This window comes from Actinophytocola sp. (assembly GCF_035634895.1).
Classification (GTDB): Bacteria; Actinomycetota; Actinomycetes; order Mycobacteriales; family Pseudonocardiaceae; genus Actinophytocola.
Window position 1 is genome coordinate 15324 of record NZ_DASQCC010000266.1, and the last position, 17744, is coordinate 33067.

At 71.6% G+C, this 17744-nt stretch carries 18 protein-coding genes; 9 read left to right on the top strand and 9 right to left on the bottom strand.

What is annotated here, in order from left to right; translation table 11 throughout:
- Positions 1-43: 43 nt before the first annotated feature.
- From VET29_RS40915 to VET29_RS40930, 4 genes are all read left to right on the top strand, one after another.
- Positions 44-607: a TetR/AcrR family transcriptional regulator gene (locus tag VET29_RS40915; protein ID WP_324931836.1), complete on the top strand. Its 564-nt coding sequence runs from the start codon at positions 44-46 to the stop codon at positions 605-607.
- 9 nt (positions 608-616) lie between these two features.
- A complete protein-coding gene (locus VET29_RS40920) occupies positions 617-2842 on the top strand; it encodes a molybdopterin-dependent oxidoreductase (RefSeq protein ID WP_324931840.1) in 2226 nt (741 codons plus the stop codon).
- A gap of 79 nt (positions 2843-2921) precedes the next feature.
- On the top strand, positions 2922-3350 hold the full coding sequence (locus tag VET29_RS40925; RefSeq protein ID WP_324931844.1) for a MarR family winged helix-turn-helix transcriptional regulator: 429 nt from the start codon (positions 2922-2924) through the stop codon (positions 3348-3350).
- On the top strand, positions 3347-4555 hold the full coding sequence (locus VET29_RS40930; protein ID WP_324931847.1) for an alpha-amylase family protein: 1209 nt from the start codon (positions 3347-3349) through the stop codon (positions 4553-4555). Before VET29_RS40925 ends, VET29_RS40930 begins: the two co-directional genes overlap by 4 nt.
- Positions 4556-4748: 193 nt before the next feature.
- Here the strand turns inward: VET29_RS40930 and VET29_RS40935 are convergent, their stop codons facing one another.
- From VET29_RS40935 to VET29_RS40960, 6 genes are all read right to left on the bottom strand, one after another.
- A complete protein-coding gene (locus tag VET29_RS40935) occupies positions 4749-6338 on the bottom strand; it encodes an ABC-F family ATP-binding cassette domain-containing protein (protein ID WP_324931850.1) in 1590 nt (529 codons plus the stop codon).
- 179 nt (positions 6339-6517) lie between these two features.
- Positions 6518-7081, bottom strand: coding sequence for a hypothetical protein (locus VET29_RS40940; protein ID WP_324931853.1), 564 nt, complete (start codon positions 7079-7081; stop codon positions 6518-6520).
- A gap of 59 nt (positions 7082-7140) precedes the next feature.
- Positions 7141-7791 (bottom strand): enoyl-CoA hydratase-related protein, encoded by a 651-nt coding sequence (locus VET29_RS40945; RefSeq protein WP_324931855.1) that lies wholly within the window; start codon positions 7789-7791, stop codon positions 7141-7143.
- Positions 7792-7815: 24 nt separating this feature from the next.
- The gene (locus VET29_RS40950) at positions 7816-8679 is read right to left on the bottom strand and encodes an aminoglycoside phosphotransferase family protein (protein ID WP_324932094.1); all 864 of its coding nucleotides are present in this window, start codon (positions 8677-8679) and stop codon (positions 7816-7818) included.
- A gap of 389 nt (positions 8680-9068) precedes the next feature.
- A complete protein-coding gene (locus tag VET29_RS40955; RefSeq protein ID WP_324931859.1) occupies positions 9069-9782 on the bottom strand; it encodes a copper homeostasis protein CutC in 714 nt (237 codons plus the stop codon).
- Between the two features lie 42 nt (positions 9783-9824).
- Entirely contained in the window at positions 9825-10565 is a 741-nt protein-coding gene (locus VET29_RS40960; protein WP_324931862.1) for a helix-turn-helix domain-containing protein, read from the bottom strand.
- A gap of 66 nt (positions 10566-10631) precedes the next feature.
- Here VET29_RS40960 and VET29_RS40965 point away from each other — a divergent pair, with 66 nt between their 5' ends.
- The 3 genes from VET29_RS40965 to VET29_RS40975 all read left to right on the top strand — a co-directional run bounded on the left by VET29_RS40965 (position 10632) and on the right by VET29_RS40975 (position 12932).
- Entirely contained in the window at positions 10632-11216 is a 585-nt protein-coding gene (locus VET29_RS40965; RefSeq protein WP_324931865.1) for a TIGR03086 family metal-binding protein, read from the top strand.
- Between the two features lie 115 nt (positions 11217-11331).
- The gene (locus tag VET29_RS40970; RefSeq protein ID WP_324932097.1) at positions 11332-11733 is read left to right on the top strand and encodes a YciI family protein; all 402 of its coding nucleotides are present in this window, start codon (positions 11332-11334) and stop codon (positions 11731-11733) included.
- Entirely contained in the window at positions 11730-12932 is a 1203-nt protein-coding gene (locus tag VET29_RS40975) for an RNA polymerase sigma factor (RefSeq protein WP_324931868.1), read from the top strand. The genes VET29_RS40970 and VET29_RS40975 overlap by 4 nt, the downstream gene beginning before the upstream one ends.
- A 79-nt stretch (positions 12933-13011) precedes the next feature.
- Here VET29_RS40975 and VET29_RS40980 read toward each other — a convergent pair whose 3' ends face one another.
- From VET29_RS40980 to VET29_RS40990, 3 genes are all read right to left on the bottom strand, one after another.
- Entirely contained in the window at positions 13012-13890 is an 879-nt protein-coding gene (locus VET29_RS40980) for a sigma-70 family RNA polymerase sigma factor (RefSeq protein ID WP_324931871.1), read from the bottom strand.
- A gap of 62 nt (positions 13891-13952) precedes the next feature.
- Complete coding sequence (locus tag VET29_RS40985; RefSeq protein WP_324931874.1) at positions 13953-15002, bottom strand: aldo/keto reductase; 1050 nt, start codon at positions 15000-15002, stop codon at positions 13953-13955.
- Between the two features lie 162 nt (positions 15003-15164).
- Positions 15165-15677, bottom strand: coding sequence for a YceI family protein (locus VET29_RS40990; RefSeq protein WP_324931877.1), 513 nt, complete (start codon positions 15675-15677; stop codon positions 15165-15167).
- A 152-nt stretch (positions 15678-15829) separates the two neighbouring features.
- Between VET29_RS40990 and VET29_RS40995 the strand changes: the two genes are divergently transcribed.
- Complete coding sequence (locus VET29_RS40995; protein WP_324931880.1) at positions 15830-16951, top strand: sensor histidine kinase; 1122 nt, start codon at positions 15830-15832, stop codon at positions 16949-16951.
- Positions 16948-17622 carry a response regulator transcription factor gene (locus VET29_RS41000; protein WP_324931883.1) on the top strand — a complete coding sequence of 225 codons (675 nt, stop codon included), beginning with the start codon at positions 16948-16950 and terminating at the stop codon, positions 17620-17622. The genes VET29_RS40995 and VET29_RS41000 overlap by 4 nt, the downstream gene beginning before the upstream one ends.
- Positions 17623-17744 lie beyond the last annotated feature (122 nt).

A 17744-nucleotide genomic window follows, 5' to 3' on the forward strand; every position in this document is an offset into this window, starting at 1 on the left:
AGCGCTGGCCCGGCGACTATGCTTCATGCCATAATCCAGAGTCGTGAGTCCGGGCAACACCAAGCAGCGGATGCTGGACAGCGCCGTGCTGCTCCTGCGTGAGCGGGGCGCGGCCGGCGTCACGGTCGACGCCGTGCTGGCGCACAGCGGCGCGCCGCGCGGGTCCGTGTACCACCACTTCCCCGGCGGCCGGAACGAGCTGGTCCTCGGCGCGGTACGCCAGGCCGGCGACTACATCACCGCGATGGTCGACGCCTCGGTTGCCGACGGGGACGTCCGGCAGACCGTCGAGCGGCTCGTCGGCTTCTGGCGCCGGGCGCTGACCAGGTCCGACTACCGTGCCGGCTGTCCCGTCGTCGCATTGGCGATCGACAGCCGGGAGAGCATCCCGGAGGCGGCCGAGCTGGTGCGGGAGATCTTCGCGCGGTGGCGGACCAGCCTGGCGGAAGTGCTGTCCGCCAACGGTTTCCCGGATGCCAGGGCCAAGCGGCTCGCGACGCTGATCGTCGCCGCGATCGAGGGCGCGATCATCCTGTGCCGCGCGCGGCGTGACCTGTCCCCGCTCGACGACGTCCACGCCGAGATCGCGCCCCTCCTCGGAGAATAGGAGCCCGCCATGTGGCGACCCAGCGCCTGCATCCTCTGCGAGTGCAACTGCGGCATCGAGGTACTCGTCGGGGAGGACGGCCGGTCCTTCCAGAAGATCCGCGGGGACAAGCTGCACCCGGCGTCGGCGGGATACACCTGCAACAAGGCGCTGCGGCTGGACCTCTACCAGAACGGCGACACCGGGCGGCTCACGAAACCCTTGCGCCGCAAGGCGGACGGCGAGTTCGAGGAGATCGGCTGGGACACCGCGATCAGCGAGATCGCGGCCAGGCTCGGCGGCATCCGGGACACCCACGGCGGCGAGACGATCTTCTACTACGGCGGCGGTGGCCAGGGCAACCACCTCGGCGGCGCCTACTCGCCGGCCACGCTGCACGCGTTCGGCGCGCGGTACCGGTCGTCCGCGCTGGCACAGGAGAAGACCGGCGAGTTCTGGGTGAACGCGCGGATGCTCGGGCACATCTCCCGTGCGGACTTCGAACACTGCGAGGTCGCGCTGTTCGTCGGCAAGAACCCCTACCAGTCACACGGTTTCCCGCGTGCGCGGTCGGTGCTGAAGGAGATCGCGAAGGACCCGGCACGGTCGATGATCGTGATCGACCCGGTGCGCACGGACACCGCGGAGCTGGCCGACTTCCACCTGCAGGTCCGGCCGGGCACGGACGTCTACCTGCTGACGGCGCTGGCTGCCGTGCTGGTGCAGGAGAACCTGGTCGCCACGGACTGGCTCGCCGCGCACACGGAAGGCCTGGCCGCGGTCACAGCGGTGCTCCGTGAGGTTCCGGTTGCCGACTACTGCGTGATCTCCGGGGTGGACGAGGCCCGGGTGCGTGCCGCCGCCGCCCGGATCGCCGCCGCGTCGTCGGTCGCCGTGTTCGAGGACCTGGGCGTCCAGATGAACCGGGACTCCACCGTGGTCAGCTACGTCGAGAAGCTGGTGTGGCTGCTGACCGGCAACTTCGGCAAGCGGGGCGCGCAGTACGTGCCGTCGGCCCTGGTGCCGATCGGCCGCGACCGGGGGCACGCGGGTGCCGACGGGCCGCGCAGTCCCGTGGCGGGAGCGCGGATCATCAGCGGTCTGGTGCCGTGCAACGTGATCGCCGAGGAGATCCTGACCGACCATCCGAAGCGGTACCGGGCGATGCTGGTGGAGAGCGCGAACCCGGCGCACTCGCTGGCGGACTCGGCGCGGATGCGGGCGGCGCTGCGGGCGTTGGAGCTGGTGGTCGTGATCGACGTCGCGATGACGGAGACCGCGCGGCTGGCCGACTACGTGCTGCCGACCCCGACCCAGTACGAGAAGTTCGAGGCGACGTTCTTCAACTTCGACTTCCCGCGCAACGTCTTCCACCTGCGGCACCCGGTCGTGCCGGCGCCGCCAGGCGTGCTGCCGGAGCCGGAGATCCACGCGCGGCTCGTGGAGGCGTCCGGCGCGCTGACGTCGTCGGACTACGAGCCACTGCGTGCGGCGGCGGCCCGGGGACGGGCCGAGTTCGCGCAGGCTTTCCTCGCGGCCATGGGCGATCCGGCCAAACGGCGGCTGGCCCCGGTGCTGCTGTACCGCACGCTGGGCCCGACGCTGCCGCACGACGCGGCGGCCGCCGCGATGCTGTGGATGGCCGCGCACGAGTGCGCCCGCCAGAACCCGGCCGGGGTCGAGAAGGCCGGCCACGGCTCGGGACTGCTCGCGGGAGAACGGCTCTTCGACGCCATAGTCGACGGTTCACACGGCGTGGAGATCACCCACGACGACTACGAGGCGTCGTGGCAGCGGCTCAGGCGGGAGCGGATCCAGCTGGACGTGCCGGAGCTGCTCGCGGCGGTGGCGGCGTTGCGGGACCGGCCGGTGCCGGTCCCGGACCCCGACTGGCCGTTCGTGCTGTCGGCCGGGGAACGCCGCGCGTTCACGGCGAACACGATCATGCGCGACCCGAGCTGGCGGCGGCGCGACCCCGAGGGCAGGCTGCGGATGAGCTCGAAGGACGCGGCGGAGCTGGGCCTGGCGGCGGGCGACCGGGTGCGGCTGACGACGCGCCGGGGCACGGCGGAGGTGACGGTGGACCCGACGGACGCGATGCTGCCGGGGCATGTCTCGTTGCCGAACGGGCTGGGGCTGACGGTGCGGGAGCGGACAGGGGTGGCGCCGAACGAGCTCACGGCGGCCGAGGACCGCGACGAATGGGCCGGGACGCCGTGGCACAAGCACGTGCCAGCCAGAGTGGAGGCCTTGTAAGTTATTACGCTGTCGCTTACTAACGTCCCCGTGCCTGCCCCGAACGCTGGCGCGGATCGGTAAGCGATACCGTAGCAACATGACCCCGGCACAACGACGGGCCGTTGCCGAGCAGACACGTGGTGCCGTTGCCCGGCTCGCGCGCCGACTTCGGGCCGAACGCCCGGACGACGCGCTCAGCAGCAACAAGATCGGCGTCCTCAGTTACCTCCGCCGGCACGGCCCCAGCAGTCCCGGCGAGATCGCCGCCGCCGAGCACCAGCAGCCACAGTCGCTCACGCGGGTCTACGCCGAGCTCGAGACCGCCGGCTTCGTCAGGCGTTCGCCCAACGAGACCGACAAGCGGGGCGCGGTGCTCGAGCTGACCAGAGCGGGCAACGACATGCTGCGTCGGGACATGGCGCACCGGGCCACCTGGCTCGCCGACGCCCTGGAGGACCTGCCGGACCTGGAGGTCGAGGTGCTCGGCCTCGCGGCCGTGATCATGGATCGGCTGGCCGAGCGATGACCGAACCAGACTGGGTCCGGCACGCCATCTGGTGGCACGTCTACCCGCTCGGCTTCACCGGGGCCGAGCCGCACGCGCGACAGGACGTCGTGCACCGGCTCACGCGGCTCGAGTCCTGGCTCGACTACGCGATCCGCCTCGGCGCCTCGGGGCTCGCCCTCGGACCGATCTTCGCCGCCGAGACGCACGGGTACGACACCATCGACCACTACCGCGTCGATCCTCGCCTCGGCGACGTGGCCGACTTCGGCAGCCTGGTCGACGCCGCGCACGCCAAAGGACTGAAGGTGTTGCTGGACGGCGTCTTCAACCACGCCGGCCGTTCCTTCGCCCGCCCCGGCCTACTCGCCGGCGGCACCTTCGAGGGCCACGACAACCTCGCCACGCTCGACCATGACTCCCCCGCCGTGCGCGACTACGTCACCGACGTCATGTGCCACTGGCTGGCCGCAGGCGCGGACGGCTGGCGCCTCGACGCCGCCTACGCGACACCGCGTCCATTCTGGACGGACGTCCTCGCTCGGGTGAGCGCCCGGCACCCGCACGCGTACCTGCTCGGCGAGGTCATCCACGGCGACTACCCGGCGATCGTCGCCGAGACCGGCATGCACGCGGTCACGCAGTACGAGCTATGGAAGGCGATCTGGAGCAGTCTCAACGACCGCAACCTCTTCGAGCTGGCGTGGGCATTGAAACGACATGCCGGCTACCTGGACTCCTTCGTGCCTCTCACCTTCGTCGGCAACCACGACGTCACCCGCATCGCCACTCGCCTCACCGACGAACGGCTCCTGCCCCACGCACTCGCCATCCTGTTCACCACAGGCGGCACCCCGGCCGTCTACTACGGAGACGAGCAGGCTTTCCAAGGTCACAAAGAGGAACGGGAAGGCGGCGACGACGCCGTCCGTCCACAGTTCCCCGCGGACCCGGCCGGACTCGCGCCCTGGGGCGCCGCCACTTTCCGCCTGCACCAGGACCTCATCGGCCTGCGCAGGCGGAACCCGTGGCTGCACAACGCACGCACCACCGCGGAACAGCTGACCAACACCACCGCCGTCCTCGAGACCACCGACGGCACACACCGGCTGACGACGGTGCTCAACCTCGCCGAGGAGCCGATTCCCTTGCCACAAGGGACGGTTCTGCTCGGCCAGGCGGACCCGGGCAGCCTGCCCGCCCTTGGCTGGGCCGTACTTGGCTGACACGCGAGCCCGGCCTGCCCGGTTCGCTAGTGTCCTGCGCCAGACATCAGGCAACTAATTCGGCGGCCCAGCTTCCTGCTGGCAGCGTTGCCGGTTCGCCCAAGTACCACCCAGTACGAGGGCGAACCGGTGCCTTGCCAGCAGAAACCCGGATCCACCGACTTAATCACCGCATTTCCGGCGCAGGACACAACTAGTTCTCCGTCAGGACACCCTTCCCGAGGGTCAGCCAGCGGGTCACACCGATGTCCGCCAGGAAGCGTTCGTCGTGGCTCACCACCACGAACGCGCCCTGGTAGGCGTTCAACGCGCTCGTCAGCTGCTCGACGCTCACCAGGTCCAGGTTGTTGGTCGGCTCGTCGAGCAGCAGCAGTTGCGGCGCCGGCTCGGCACGCAGCACGCACAGCAGCGTCGCGCGCAGCCGTTCGCCGCCAGACAGGACGCCGACCGGCAGCTGGGCACGTTCCTCCGGGAACAGGAAACGGGCCAGCAGATGCATTGTCTCGGTCGGACCGAGCCCCGGCGCGAACGCACGCAGGTTCGCCATCGTGCTGCGCGACGGGTCCAGCAGGTCCAGGCGCTGTGCCAGGTAGGCGATCCGGCCGGCGGCCCGGTTCGTCAGGCCGCTGTCCGGTGCCAGGTCGCCGCTGACCACGCGAAGCAGCGTGGACTTGCCGGCGCCGTTCGCGCCCAGCAACGCGATCCGCTCGGGGCCACGGATCGCCAGGGTCAGGTCGTCGAAGAGGTCCCGCACGCGGATCCGCTCACCGTGGAACACCATGCGGCCGGCCGGGACCGTGGTGTCGGGCAGTGACAGCGCCAGCGTGTCGTCCGCACGCAACGCGCGGTCCGCCTCGGCCAGCCGCGCCCGCGCGCCCTCGACCCGTTGCGAGTGCGTGTCGTCCGCGCGGCCGGCGGACTCCTGTGCACGCCGCTGCAGCATGCCACGCACGATCCGCGGGATGTCGGTGTTGGTGCGGGCCGCGTTGCCGGCCCGCTTCTGCGCACGTTCCCGTGCCTGTTGCAGCTCCCGCTTCTCCCGCTTCAATTCCTGCTCGGCGCCGCGGAGGTTCTTCTCGGCGACCTCCCGCGCGGACCGCTTCGCCTCCTCGTACGCGGCGAAGTTCCCGCCGAAGAAGGTGATCGCGGACGGCCCGAGCTCGGCGATGCGGTCCATGCGGTCGAGCAGCACACGGTCGTGGCTCACCAGGAGCAGGCAGCCCGCCCACGCGCCGAGCACGTCGTACAGCCGGTGCCGCGCGGCGCGGTCGAGGTTGTTGGTCGGCTCGTCGAGCAGCAGCACGTCCGGCTGCTTCAACAGCTGTGCCGCCAGGCCCAACGACACGACCTGACCGCCGCTGAGTGTCCCAAGTGGACGGTCGAGGGTGACCTCACCCAGGCCCAGCCGGTCGAGCTGGACCCTCGCGCGTTCCTCGACGTCCCAGTCGTTTCCGACGGCGGCGAAGTTCTCCTCGCTCGCGTCTCCGGCCTCGATGGCGGCCAGCGCGGCGACGACCGGGGCGACCTCCAGCACCTCGGCGACGGTCAGGGGCGCGGTGAGCGGCAGCGTCTGCGGGAGGTAGCCGAGCAGGCCCTCGACGGTGACCGCGCCCGCGTCGGGCGTCAGCTCGCCGGCGACCAGGCGCAGCAGCGTGCTCTTGCCGGCGCCGTTGGGCGCGACCAGACCGGTGCGCCCAGCGGCGACGGAGAAGGACAGGTCGGTGAGAACGGGAGTGCCGTCCGGCCAGGAAAAGGACAGGCCGGCACAGACGATCTTGGACATGTGGTGGCTTTCGCTTGTCCCGGGCGCACGTCAACCGCCCGGAAGGGGACGGGACAACGAGGGCACGACGAACAGCGGTGCGGTCAACGCACCGTCTGCCGGTCCGGGCTCACCCGGAGACGTCGTCCTCGGCCACCACGCGTACTGCTCCCCTTCGTCCTCACCGACGATAGCAGCCGCTACTTGCCCCGCCAGGCCTCGCGAAGATCGTCACACGCCTTGGGCGCGCGGTCGGCCAGCGCGTCGGCGAGCTCGAGAACCGCGGGCCGGAGGGTGGCCAGGCGGGCCAGCGTCCAGTCCCAGACCTCCTGGCTGGCCTCGGTCGCGAAGAACCGCTCCCACATGAGGTCGTGCTTCTCGTCCGGCGTCTTGGCGAACCGCTGGAGCCACTTGTCGGCGTCCTTGGACAGCTCGGGGACCGCGTCGCTCGTCTCGCCCAGGTACTCGCCCGCCTCGGTGAGCGCGCCGAGGCACTTCGCGAGCACGTCGTCCGGCAGCTGGCTCTCCCGCAGCACGCGGACCAGCCAGTCGAAGGCGTCCGGGCTGGCCGGCCACACCGACGTCTGGTGCACGATCGCGCCGCCGAAGTGCTGGGCGGCCGCGAGCTGGGTCGCGGGGTCGTCGCCCAGCAGCGCGGTCAGGTGGCCGGGAGTGTCCCGTGCCCGGCCGTACGCGTGTGGCCAGTTGGTCCACGCTGCCTTGTGCAGCGCGGAAATCTCGTGTCTGAGGCTGTCGGTCGTCATGCCGGCAGAAGATACCGTCGGCGTGTGCGCCCGCGGACGCGAATGGTCGGAAACGACGGTCAGTTCTCGCGCAGTGCCGTCAGGGGGCCGGTGTACATCTGGGTCTTGATGGCCGCGAGGGTCTGCGGGTTCTTGCCGGTCAGCGCGCGGGCCCGCGCCAACGCCGTCGGCAGCACATCCTCCTCCGGCACGGCCTGGTCGACGAGGCCGGCCGTGGCCGCGTCCGCGCCGCCGAAGCGGCGGCCGGTGGTCATGGCCTCGTGCGCGGCGGCCGGCGTCAGCCTGCTCTGGATCAACGCGGCCATGCCCGGCGTGAACGGGATGTTGATGTCGACCTCGGGCAGGCAGAAGAAGCCGCGGTCCGCACGCATCACGCGGAAGTCGTGTGCCAGCGCGAACATGGCGCCCGCCGCGAAGACGTGACCGGGGATCGCGGCGACCGTCGGGGTCGGGAACGCCAGCACGCGGGCGAGCAGACCCTGGACCTCGGCCACGTACGACTGCAACTGGTCGCCGTGCTGGCCGAGCCAGTCGAGGTCGAGGCCGTTGGAGTAGATGCGGCTGCTCGCCGTGGTGACGAGCGGGGCCGGGGTGCGCTCGACCTCGTCCAGCGCGGTGTTCATGGCGGCGAGCCAGTCCGGGTGGAACCGGTTCTCGCCGTCGCCGAGGTCGAGCACGTAGACGTCGCCCTCGTGTTTGAGTGTCGGCATACGTCGACAGTACTGGTCGGTAACTTAGTCGGCCAGGATCTCGTCGAGCACGTGTCGGGAGTTGTCGGCCAGCGCCGGGTTGGTGTGCCGGTAGTACGGCAGCTGGATGATCGAGATCGACAGCGCCCAGGCCCGACCGCGGCGCCAGGTGTCGTCGTCGACCCCGAGCGCCGCCCGGAAGGCGGGCCGGGCGGACGCCGGCAGCAGGTTCCAGGCCACGATCAGGTCCACGGTCGGGTCGCCGGCACCGGCCGCACCCCAGTCGATCACGGCGGTGAGGCGGCCGTCCCGGACCAGCAGGTTGCCGGGCGAGAGGTCGGTGTGCGCCCAGGCCGGCGGACCGTCCCACGGCGGGATGCGCAGGGCGTCGGCCCAGATCGCGGCGACGGCGGCGGTGTCGACGAGGCCGTCCGAGGCGGCGATGGCGGCCCGGGTGGGCGCGTCGCGGGTGGCCAGGGGCACCCCGCGGCCGGACCTCGGCGCGCTCGTCGGGTCGACCGAGCGCAGCGCGGTGATGAACGCCGCGAGGTCGAGGGCCAGCTCGGGCGACGTGTCGCCGACGGTGGGGTTCGTGCCGGGCAGCCACGGGCAGACGGTCCACGGATAGGGGTACTCGCCGGTGGGCTCGCCGACGCCGACCGGCGCCGGGACCGCGACGGGCAGGTGGGGCGCGAGCCGGGGCACCCAGGTCCGTTCGAGGTCGACGTTCCCGGCCGCGCCGGCGATACGGGGCAGCCGCACGGCGAGGTCGTCGCCGAGGCGGAGCATGGCGTTGTCGGTGCCCGACGAGGTGACGGGCTCGATGGTCAGGCCGGCCCACGCCGGGAACCGTCCGGCGACCAGCCGCCGCACGAGCCCGAGGTCGATGTCCGCCTCGTCCGCATGCATCCTCACGCCGACGATCGTCCGTGGACGGTCAAGCGAGTATCCGCCGGATGGGCCGGAGAACAGGAACGGGTGCGGGCCGGCCGGACTTGGAGAGTTGGAAGGGAGTTTCCCTAAGGACGGCCGACCCAATGGCCAGGCTAATCACCGGCTATCTCGGGTTCAAGCTGGATGACCCCATGGTGTTATCCCCGCGCAGATCGGTTACGGAATCGGTGGTTCCGCCGGCAACCGGGGGCACCAATCAGGTGAAACTCACCGTGCCACACCGAGGATCGGGAACCTCACGGGTTCGCGTGGCCTTTCGCGGACCGGCCCGGCCGGCGACTGGGGAACTTGCATTGAAGACGTTCCCTGAATGCCTTGCGGACGTTCCTTATGGGGCGGATTCGCTAATGTCGGAAAATCCCGCAGAGAGCCTCCACCTCGACCGGGTCCGTCTCGAAGTGGTCGCTTCCGGCCGGCACGCCGACGCCCGCGTACGACACGTCCCCGGTGAGCGCGGAGCCGACCGGCCGGCGGGGCGCCGCATGCAGGTCACGGACGCCGGTCACCTCGGCGACCTCGGCTGCGTTGGCGGCCCGCACCCCGCCGCAGGCCATCACGTCGACCGCCGTCCGACCAGCTAGCTCCCGGATCAGCGGCGCGCCGGCGAGCGCGGACCGGCGCCGGCCGGAGGTCAGCACACGCGTGAAACCCAGCTCTGCCAACCGGTCCAGGGCACGCCGGGAGTCGGCGCTGACGTCGATGGCGCGGTGGAAGGTGGTCGCCAGGTCGCCGGCGGCCTCGACGAACGCGGCGCACGCGTCGTGGACCTCGCCCTCCGTGGTCAGCGCACCGACCACGACCCCGGTGGCGCCATGCTTTCGAGCGGTTTCGATGTCCCGGACGATCACGTCCAGCTCGTCTCGGGCATAGGCGAAGTCACCCGGCCGGGGCCGGACCAGGACGTGCACCTCGATCAGCTCGGCGGCGGCCTCGATGAGCCCGACGCTCGGCGTCAGCCCGCCGTCGGACAGTCCGGCGCACAGCTCGACCCGCGCCGTGCCCGCGGCCGCCGCGGCCCGCACCCCCTGCGGCGACTCGACACTGATCTCGATCCTCATCGCACCCCGTTCAGCACCAAGTGATCACTCCGCAAGCTCCGTTCAGTACCGCTCCGCATACCACGTCGGTGGCTCGCCGAACATGCTCTTGAAGTCGCGGATGAAGTGGCCCTGGTCGGCGTAGCCGAGGTCGGACGCGAGCGCCGCCCAGTCGATCTCGCCGCCGGCCGCCATCCGCTCGGTCACCTCGTGCAGGCGGTAGCGGCGGATCACCCACTTGGGTCCGATGCCGACATAGTCCGCGAACAGCCGCTGCAGGCCGCGCACGCTGACGCCCAGTTCGCCGGCAAGCGTCTCGACCCTGGTCAGCGCCGGGTTGGCGGCGATCAGCCCGACCGCGCCGGCGGCCTCGGCCGTCCGCGGGTCGGCTTCCGGCAGGCGTGCGAGCAGGAACTCCTCCACGGTGTCCCGGTCGGCCCGGGCGGGCGCCGCCCCGAACACCTCGGTCACCGGCACGACCCGGTCGGTGATGGACGAGACCGGCGCGCCGAGGAACGGCCGGAAGCAGCCGGGCCGGACCGCGACACCGAACACGTGGTCGGTGCCCTCGAGGACCCTGACCTGGAAGCCGCTGACCACGCCGTTGACGGCCGCGTGACCGTCGCCGAAGGACAGGTGCACGTTCGGGTACGGCACGATCTTCTGGTGGTAGGGCTCCGCGTAGTCCCAGTGGGCCTCCCAGTACCGCTCGACCCACGGCGCCAGCTCGGGCGCGGGCTCGTGGCGCGCGTGCCGCTGGTACCTGGTCCACGCGCCTCGCAGCTCACGCACATCCCGCCCCACGGCGACGAGTCTAGGCGTCGCGTTTCTTCAATACCCCTCGCCGGCCGCCTGCCTAGCCTCGCCGGCATGTCACACCTGTCTGACGCGGCCGGGGCCATGGCCGCGACCGTCCGCGACATCACCGCCGACATCACCGCCGACCAGCTCGCCGATCCGACGCCGTGCACGGAGTTCGACGTGCGGAAGCTGCTCAACCACCTGCTGTTCTGGGGCCCGTCGATGGCCGGGGCGGGCCGCAAGGAGGTCGTGCCGCGACCCGCCGCCGCGGAGTCCGACGTGGACCTGACGACCGGCGACTGGCGCGGCGACCTGCTCGCGGTGCTCGACCGCATCGACTCGTCGTGGGCGCCGGCGAGCGCCTGGGAGGGGATGACGAGCATGGCCGGCCCCGAGATGCCCGCGTCGATCCTGGGCGACATGATCGTCGGCGAGCTGGTCGTGCACGGCTGGGACCTCGCGGCCGCGACCGGTCAACGGCTCGACCTGCCGGCGTCCCTGCTGACGCACCTGGCGGCCACGACCCCGGCGGCCGCGGAACAGGCCCGGGCGATGGGCCTGTTCGGGCCGGAGGTCACGGTGTCGGCGGACGCGCCCGCCCTTGACCGGATCCTTGGCCTGACCGGCCGCGACCCGGCGTGGCCCAAGATGTGACGCCAGTCACTTTTTGCGTGAGCTGTCGAAGCGTGGTGCGGTGGCCTCGACGTCCCGGCCGACAACATCATCAGCCGCCATCATCACTCGTTTCGAGGAGACAGCCGTGAAGTACATGATCCTGCACTACGCCTCGCAGGCCGACTACGACGCGATGGCCGGCAAGGACGGCCCGGCCGGGCCCGCGTGGAAGCCGGAGGAGGTCGCCGCGATGGGTGAGTTCATGGGCAAGCTGATGAACGATCTGGTCGAGTCCGGTGAGTTCGTCGACGCGGTCGGGCTGGCCGCGCCGGTGCACACCCGCCGCGTCAGCCCGGGGAACGTGGTGACCGACGGCCCGTACGCCGAGACCGCCGAGGTGCTCGCCGGTTACACGATCGTGGACTGCGCGAGCTTCGACCGCGCGACCGAGATCGTCGCGCGGCTGGTCGACACCCCGGCGCCGGAGCACGTGCGGGCCCGCGGGTACGCCGACATCCGGCCGCTGATGAGCGGCCTGGAGGAGATCTCGGGATGACCGCCGGGCTGGAGGGCCTGCTGCGCGCACTGGCGCCGCAGGCCCTCGGCGCGGTGGTCCGCCGCTACGGGCATTTCGACACGGCCGAGGACGCCGTGCAGGAGGCCATGATCGCGGCCGCTTCGCAGTGGCCCCGCGACGGGCTGCCGGACGATCCGAAGGCGTGGCTGATCGCGGTGACGGCGCGCCGGCTGACCGACCTGCTGCGTGCCGAGCAGGCCAGGCAGCGCCGGGAGAGCACGTGGACGCTGCCGGCGGCCGCGCCGGTGGAGGACGCCGACGACACGCTGATCCTGCTGTTCATGTGCTGCCACCCGGCGTTGCCGCCCGAGCAGCAGATCGCACTGACGCTGCGGTCGGTCGGCGGCCTGACGACTCAGGAGATCGCGCGGGCGTTCCTGGTGCCGGAGGCCACGATGGCCCAGCGGATCAGCCGCGCCAAACAGCGGGTGAGGGCGAGCGGAGTGCCGTTCCGGCTGCCACTGGACCGGACGTCGCGGCTGGCCGCGGTGCTGCGTGTGCTGTACCTGATCTTCACCGAGGGCTACGCGAGCACGGCCGGGCCGCACGCGTACCGGGCCGAGCTGTCCACCGAGGCGACACGCCTGACCCGTGTGGTCCACCGGCTCGTACCGCGCGACGGCGAGGTGACCGGCCTGCTGGCCCTGATGCTGCTGACCGACGCCCGCCGCGCCGCCCGGGTGGGCTCGGACGGCGCACTGGTCCCGCTGGAGTCGCAGGACAGGTCGCTGTGGCGCCAGGACATGATCGAGGAGGGAACCCACCTGGTGACCGCGGCCATGTCGGCCGGTCCGTCCGGGCCCTACCAGCTCCAGGCCGCGATAGCCGCCCTGCACGACGAGGCCCCGACGCCCGCAGACACGGACTGGCCGCAGATCGAGGCGCTGTACGGGGTGCTGCTGGCGATGGCCCCGAACCCGATGACGGCCCTGAACCACGCGGTGGCGGTGGCCATGGCACGCGGCCCGGGCCCGGCGCTGGACCTGGTGTCCGCGCTGGCCGAGGACAGGCGCCTCGCGGCGCACCACCGCCTGCACGCCGTGCGCGCCCACCTGCTGGAGATGTCCGGGGACGCCGTGGGCGCGCTTGCCGCGTACCAGCAGGCCGCCCGGCTCACCCGGTCGCTCCCCGAGCAGCGCTACCTGAACACGAAGGCGGCGGCACTCGCCCAGCGCTGAGCACACCACCACGAACGCCGGGCGTGGGTGCCAGTGCGATGTCCACCAACGTTCGCCGGGTCTATCGGTGGACACCGCGCTAGACGAAGTCGATGTCCATCCTCGCCAGCTCGTCCGGGTCGGCGACCAGGTCGATGGCCGCGACGCGCTCGCCGGCGAACGTGAAGCGGAACGCGACGCGGATCGTACCGGCCTTCGCCCAGACCAGGCCCGGGATGCCGTCGAGCAGGGCCGGGCGGGCGGCCTGGGCACGGCCGGCGAACATGCCGGCGACGGCCCGAGCGCCCTCGGCGACTCCCTCGGGCGACCGGGCGACGGCCGCGGGGTCGAGAAGGGCCACCAGTGCCTCGAAGTCACCGTCCCGGGAGGCGGCAAGGAACGCACGCACGACCTCCTGCCGCCGGCCGGTGTCCTCTGTGCCCGCGCCGTCCGTGCCCGCCCCGTCGGCGCCGGCCCTCTCGGCGCCCCCGCCCGCGGTGCCCCCGCCGCCCCGCACCCGCCGGCGGGCCCGGCTCGCGAGCTGCCGGGTGGTCACCGGCGTGCGGTCGATGATCGGGGCGATCTCGTCGAACGGCACGCCGAACATGTCGTGCAGGACGAACGCCAGCCGCTCGGCCGGGGTCAGGTTGTCCAGCACGACCAGCAACGCCATGCCGACCGAGTCGGCGAGGACCGTCTCCTCCTCGGGACCGCCGTCCGGCGCGACGGACTCCGGCAGCGACTCCACCGGTTCCTCGCGCCGGCCCCTGGCCTTCAGCATGTTCAGGCACACCCGGGCGACGACCGTCGTCAGCCAGCCGGTCAGGTTGTCCACGTCGCTGGTGTCCGACCTGGACAGGCGCAGCCACGCCTCCTGCACGGCATCGTCGGCCTCGGCGGCCGAGCCGAGCATCCGGTACGCCACCGACCGCAGATGCGCCCGGTCCGACTCGAACCTCTCGGCCAGCTGGTCCTGCATGTCCCGTCCCTTCGCCGCACACCGTCATAGCACCTGACCCGTGCGGGCGCGGGAACGTGACATCAGGCGGCGGGGCGGTCCTCCGGCGAGCGGCGGCGCAGGCGGGCGTCGGTCATCCACGGCGACGACCACGCGCTGTCGACCTGGTACAGGTCCGTGCCGGGCGGGACGATCTCGTCGATCCGGTCGAGCGTGGCGTCGTCGAGAACCAGGGACGCGCCCTTCAACGTCGCGGTCAGGTGCTCCATCGTGCGCGGGCCGGTGATCACCGACGTGACGGCCGGGTGCGTGGCCGCGAACGCGACCGCGAGCTCGGGCAGTGTGCGGCCGAGGTCGCCCGCCACCTTGACGAGTTCCTCCACCGCGTCGAGCTTGCGCTGGGTCGCCGGCAGCGACGGGTCGAACCGCTGCGGCTGCAGCGCCGCGCGGCCGCGGTTCATGTCGATCTCCTGGTCGCGGCGGATCTTCCCGGACAGGAACCCCGCCGCCAGCGGGCTCCAGGTCAGCACGCCCATGCCCAGCCGCGCGCACGTCGGCAACGCCGAGGTCTCGATTCCCCGTGCCAGCAAGGAGTACGGCGGCTGCTCGGTGCGGAACCGGTGCAGCCCACGACGTTCCGCGACGTGGTGGGCCTCCACGATGTCCGCCGGCGGGAACGCCGAACTGCCGAACGCGCGGATCTTGCCCGCCCGCACCAGGTCCGTCAGCACCGAGAGGGTCTCCTCGATGTCGGTCCGGTGGTCCGGGCGGTGGATCTGGTACAGGTCGATCCAGTCCGTCCGCAGCCGGCGCAGGCTCTGCTCGACCTCGTAGGTGATCCAGCGGCGCGAGTTGCCGCCCCTGTTCGGGCCCTCGCCGAACGGGAAGTGGACCTTCGTGGCGAGCACGACGTCGTCCCGCCGCCCCCGCAACGCCTTCCCGACGATCTCCTCGGACTCGCCGGCAGAGTACATGTCGGCCGTGTCGACGAAGTTGATGCCGGCGTCGAGCGCGGCGTGGATGATCCGGACGCTGTCGTCGTGGTCGGTGTTGCCGATGGCGCCGAACATCATCGTGCCGAGGCAGTGGACACTGACCTCGATGCCGGTGCCTCCCAGTACGCGATACCGCAAGCAATCCTCCCCTTGTCTGGTGTACGACGGTATCGGCTGGAGTTCGCTCCAGGTCAAGCGTCATGGCGAGTAGTGAGGTTGATGTTCGCCGCGCTCGCCCCGCGGGGACGCAAACCCTTCCCTGTTGCCAAATCCCTCCTCCGACTCGCTCGTGCTCGCCGCCTACCGACCATCGACACGGCTGGCGACCAGCGACAACGTGAACCGCAACCGCCGTCCCGTCATGCCCTTCATGGCCGTGACCCCCCACCGATAGCGGTCGACCTCGGCGCATGCCCGTAACCGCAGGCGATCACCGAGCACGCGAACCTCATCGATCCGCACGTCGAGCGGCTCGGTGCGTCCACGAACCGTGAGCGTCCCGCGCAACACCTGGTTCGGATCGACACTGTTGGCCACGAACGTGATGTCCGGATGCCGTGCGGTATCGAGGAACTGCGGCGACCGGACCGTCCCGTCGCGAGCGGCAAGCCCGGTGTCGAGACTTCGGGCGTCGACCGTGGCCCGGACCATGGACGCCTCGACCGGGTCGGCGACGTGCACCACGCCTTCCCGCAGGGCGAACGTGCCGCGCACCGGCGCGAGCCCGAAGAAGTGCCGCGTGACGAACTCGATCGTCGACTCGCTGGGTTCGATGCGGTAGGCGCCCAGGGCGGGAGCTTCGATGGCGATCATGACAGTGGTCCCTTCGTGGTCAGCTGAGGATTCCTGGTTGGTCATGGGCAAGCTTGGCCGTGGACCGCGGGTGGCGGCATCGGCCGAGCGTCGAGAGTGAATTCGACTTTGGTCGATGGTCGGTCGGGCGCCCGGCTCGTACGCTCGTTTCCGTGTACAAGCAGCTGTGTGGACGGCGCCTGTGGCTGACCATGGCCTTCGTCGGGCTGTGCATCGCGGGCATCGTGGTCGGGGACGCCGCCGGTCACGTCGGTGGTGCGCGGCTCGCCCTCGAGATCGCCGTGGGCGTGGTCGGGCTCGCGCTGTTCCCCTTGCTGTTCCGCCGGCCGGTGCGGGTCGGGCTGTTGCTCGTCGCGCTCGCCGCGCTGTCCGGGAGCGGGACGCCGCTGGCCAACATCGCCGTCATCCATGCCGCGCGGCTCCGGCCCCTGCGGGTCTCCGTCGGCCTCGCGCTCACCGGGATCGGCGCGCACGCCGTGCGCTGGGCGTGGGCCCCGACCAGCGGCCTTTCCTACGGCTGGTACCTCACCCTGGTGATCGTCCTGCACGCGGGGCTCGTCGGGTGGGGCGCACTCGCGGCGGCGCGGGCCGCGGTGATCACCTCCCTGCGGGAACGTGCCGAGCGGGCCGAGGCCGAGCAGGGCCGGCGCGTCGCCGAGGCGCGGGCGGCGGAGCGGGCGACCATCGCGCGGGAGATGCACGACGTGCTCGCGCACCGGCTGTCGCTGCTCGCCACGTACGCCGGCGCCATCGAGTACCGACCCGACCAGCCGCCCGAGCGGCTGTCACAGGCCGCCGGGGTGATCCGGGCGACCACGCACGAGGCGCTGAACGAGCTGCGCGACGTGATCACCCTGCTGCGCGACGACCCGGCCGACGACCTCGCCCGTCCGGTCCCCGCGCTGTCCGACCTGCCGTCGCTGGTCGAGGAGTCGCGGGCGATCGGCACGCCGGTAGACCTGCGGGACTCGGTCGGCGGCGTGGAGGTGCCGGGCACGACCGGGCGGACGGCGTACCGGATCGTGCAGGAGGCCCTCACGAACGCACGCAAGCACGCGCCGGGACAGCCGGTGCGGATCGCGCTGGACGGCACGCCGGGGGCCGCGCTGACGATCGACGTGTCGAACCCGCTCGGCGGCGGGTCGGCGATCCCCGGTTCTGGCACGGGGCTGGTCGGGCTGACCGAGCGGGTGCGGCTGGCGGGCGGGGAGCTCGACCACCGGGCGACCGCGACCGAGTTCTGTCTGTCGGCGTCGCTACCGTGGCCCGCATGAGCGAGGTCGCGAGCGGGTCACCGGTACCGATCAGGGTGCTGGTGGTCGACGACGACGCGCTCGTGCGGTCCGGCCTCACGATGATGCTCGACGGCGCCGACGGGCTGCGCGTCGTCGGCGAGGCCGGTGACGGTGAGCAGGTGCCGGCCGCGCTCGACGCCCACCCGACGGACGTCGTGCTGATGGACATCCGCATGCCACGGGTGAACGGCATCGTCGCGACGGCACGGGCTCGCGCGCGGTCGAACCCGCCCGAGGTGATCGTCCTGACGACGTTCGACTCGGACGAGAACGTCCTGCGTGCGCTGCGGGCGGGGGCGAGCGGGTTCCTGCTGAAGGACGCCCCGCCCGCCGAGATCGCCTCGGCCATTCGCCGGGTGGCGGCCGGCGACCCCATCCTGTCGCCGCGGATCACCCGCCGCCTGATGGACCGCGCGGCGACGGAGGCTGGCGCGTACTCGAAGGCCCGCACGACTCTCGCGACCCTGTCGGCCCGTGAGCACGACGTCGCGGTCGCCGTCGGCCAGGGCCGGACCAACGCGGAGATAGCCGCACAGCTACACGTGAGCGTCGCGACGGTGAAAGCCCACATCACCAAGGTCCTGACCAAGCTGGACGTGGGCAACCGCACCCAGATCGCCCTACTGGTCCACGACGCCGGCCTGGCCTAACCGCGAGTCTCGCGTTCAAACACACCGAGTCCCGCGTTCAGACACAACGAGTTGCGGTTTCATGCACACGGCCCGGACCAAGACCCGCACGAAACCGCAACTCGGTATGCGCCAACGCGGGA